4 protein-coding genes are annotated in these 2,559 nt (G+C 24.7%); 2 read left to right on the top strand and 2 right to left on the bottom strand.

Features of this window, described 5'->3' with window-relative positions; translation table 11 throughout:
• The first annotated feature begins 49 nt into the window (after positions 1-49).
• Complete coding sequence (locus VN21_RS08315; RefSeq protein WP_046822838.1) at positions 50-529, top strand: hypothetical protein; 480 nt, start codon at positions 50-52, stop codon at positions 527-529.
• Between the two features lie 165 nt (positions 530-694).
• Here the strand turns inward: VN21_RS08315 and VN21_RS08310 are convergent, their stop codons facing one another.
• The gene (locus VN21_RS08310; RefSeq protein ID WP_046822837.1) at positions 695-916 is read right to left on the bottom strand and encodes a hypothetical protein; all 222 of its coding nucleotides are present in this window, start codon (positions 914-916) and stop codon (positions 695-697) included.
• Positions 917-1,153: 237 nt separating this feature from the next.
• Between VN21_RS08310 and VN21_RS08305 the strand changes: the two genes are divergently transcribed.
• Positions 1,154-1,744, top strand: coding sequence for a hypothetical protein (locus VN21_RS08305; RefSeq protein WP_046822836.1), 591 nt, complete (start codon positions 1,154-1,156; stop codon positions 1,742-1,744).
• Positions 1,745-2,043: 299 nt separating this feature from the next.
• Here VN21_RS08305 and VN21_RS08300 read toward each other — a convergent pair whose 3' ends face one another.
• Positions 2,044-2,247, bottom strand: coding sequence for a hypothetical protein (locus VN21_RS08300; protein ID WP_025163163.1), 204 nt, complete (start codon positions 2,245-2,247; stop codon positions 2,044-2,046).
• Positions 2,248-2,559: the final 312 nt, after the last annotated feature.

Raw genomic sequence — 2,559 nt, 5'->3', positions numbered from 1 at the left:
TAAAAATTATAATAAAAAAAGTACATCAATAAATTAAAGGGGAATTTTTATGAGTAAAAAATTAAAAATTTTAATAATCGGACTTAGTGTTTTGATTATCGCATCTATTTATATAGTATCAAGATCTAATTCAGTTAAATCTAAAGAAACTTCTAAAACACTTAACTCATCTTCTCATCAACAATCCAGTGAGATAGATTCAATTTTAAAAACAAGAAAATATCAATTAATAGAAGGCAAAGAATATATCCAATATGAGTTACCTTATTCAACAAATGAAATAATGAAAAATACTAAATTAATGCTACAACTTAGAGATCTGTTAGTAGATGAGAATACTTTTTTCACAATGCTAAAATTGAATGATGGAAATGGAGTGTTAGTGCAAACTGAATTCCAATCATTAATGATTGGTAGTTTAGGTGATGAATTTTGTACATTAAATAATGTACTGTATGATGGTAGTGTGTATAAAGATAAAATTGATTATTTCAAATTTAAGGAGACGCTTCCATATATCCCAGAATAATTGCATTCATCCACATAAAACTTTAAATAGATGAACTAAGAAAAGAGCTAGTGTTCTATAAAACTAGCTCTTTTCTTTACTTAAAAAAATAAACTTTTCCACTAACTCAGTATATGCTATAAATTATAAAAACTAGATATAATCTTATACCTAGCTTTTTCTTTATTAAGCCTTGTGATTAGCCATTATATTTTTAACTTCTTCTATACATTCAGGTTTTATTAACTCAAACATTCTTGGAATAAAACTCAGCATATATTCTTTATTAAAAGTTCCTTCATCTTGCTTTTTAAAACTTTCATTTAGTAATTCTTTTGCTTTGTCTTGATTTTCTAAAGATACTCTTTCCATTATAAAATTAAAGAATCTTTCTTGGCCATTATTCATTGTGTTTATCTCCTTTTAATTTGGGTTCTAAGCTACGTTAATTCTATATACTAAACCTTGAGCAAATAGGTGTACTTTAGCACTAATTACTAAAACATAAGTCCTAAATACATTAACTAAGTTTTTTCAAAATTATGTATATTAGATCATTTATAGATTTAAATGTAAATAAATGGTAATATATCACGGTGAATAATGTAGATATGGACGCTTATAAAAAGCTTGAGGGGGGATTTAATGAGAAGAAAAAACATGTTTTTGATAATTCTAATTATATTATTTATAGGTATAAACTATCTAATTTCTAAATCTAAAAATGAAAATAAAGAATCTATAAAGAACGTTAAACCAATAGAATTCACAGAAGAGATTGGAGATAACGGAGTAGGGGTTTTATTAGATGCAAAAAAAATGGGTGCTAATAAAAATCCGTTGCAAGCAAATGTAGAAGAGCTTAATAAATTTCAAGCTCAAATTTTAGATGAAAACAATAATGAGAAGTTGAAAAAGTTGTATCTAAATGCAAAATTAAATATAATCTCTGAAGATGAATTTAGAAAACTCTTTTTTACAAAAGATAATGATATATATTCAAAGATAAGGTATAAAGTGGGTTTTTCTGTTGATAGCGATTCACTATATTCACATTATCAGCTAGGTGAGGGGTGTATTTTTGACAATGGAGTATTTTATCAAAACATTTATAAAATCTCTAAAAATGGACCTGTTTATGTCTATTTAAAAGGAAAGTTCAGTTCTGAAGATATGAAAACTGTACAGAGTATATATGACAAAGCTTATGCTCATAAATTAAATGGTTATAACTAAAAGTAGTACATAAAGTAAAGATAAATCTGCTTTATGTACTACTTTTACTAGTAAACAACACATATTAACTTTTCGCGTTCGTTGATACAATTAAATAAATGTTTTTTATAAACCACATAAAAAACTAATAAGGAATTTAATATAACATGCACTCTTTTGATAATAAGTTGTAAAAAAATATATATGCTATGTTTTTATTATATCATCTACCGTTGTATTATTAAAAATTCAAATATCTTATAGTATTTATTTAAACTTTTAATGTATTTAAGTACTAAATCAATTACATTTCTAACCCCTTACTTCTTTTCTACGAACTTATTACCTTCTAATCTATAATTAAATAGCCAAAATAAAAAGCCTACATCTATCCCTAAACAGTTACTTATAGTTTTTACATCATAATACTCTAACATCTCATTTACTACATCTACCCTTTCCTTTAAACACATATTATTAAACTGATTTGTAGTTACATACTCATCTAAATTTAAATTGTTCATTTACACCACTCCCCCATACATTCTGCACATACAAATTTTAGCTTTTTCGCCAACAAATTATATATATGCTAACCAAAAAAAATTATGATATATAATTTTATATAAAAGGTTGTCCAAAAAAATTTATAAAAATATCCTATATTAACTTGGATTAGAAATTACTTTTAAAAATCACACTTGAAATTTGCTATTCACAAAACAAAAATTTAATATATAGGATGTATATAAGTAATTCCTTTTAAATACAGAACACTTGAAATTACTAGTTTTAAACTCTGATTTAAAGAAATACACTAACAAATGGTGTAACAA

The organism is Paraclostridium benzoelyticum (assembly GCF_001006285.1).
GTDB lineage: Bacteria > Bacillota > Clostridia > Peptostreptococcales > Peptostreptococcaceae > Paraclostridium > Paraclostridium benzoelyticum.
Note: the sequence above shows the minus strand (reverse complement) of the source record. Positions and strands in the feature narration are given on the sequence as shown.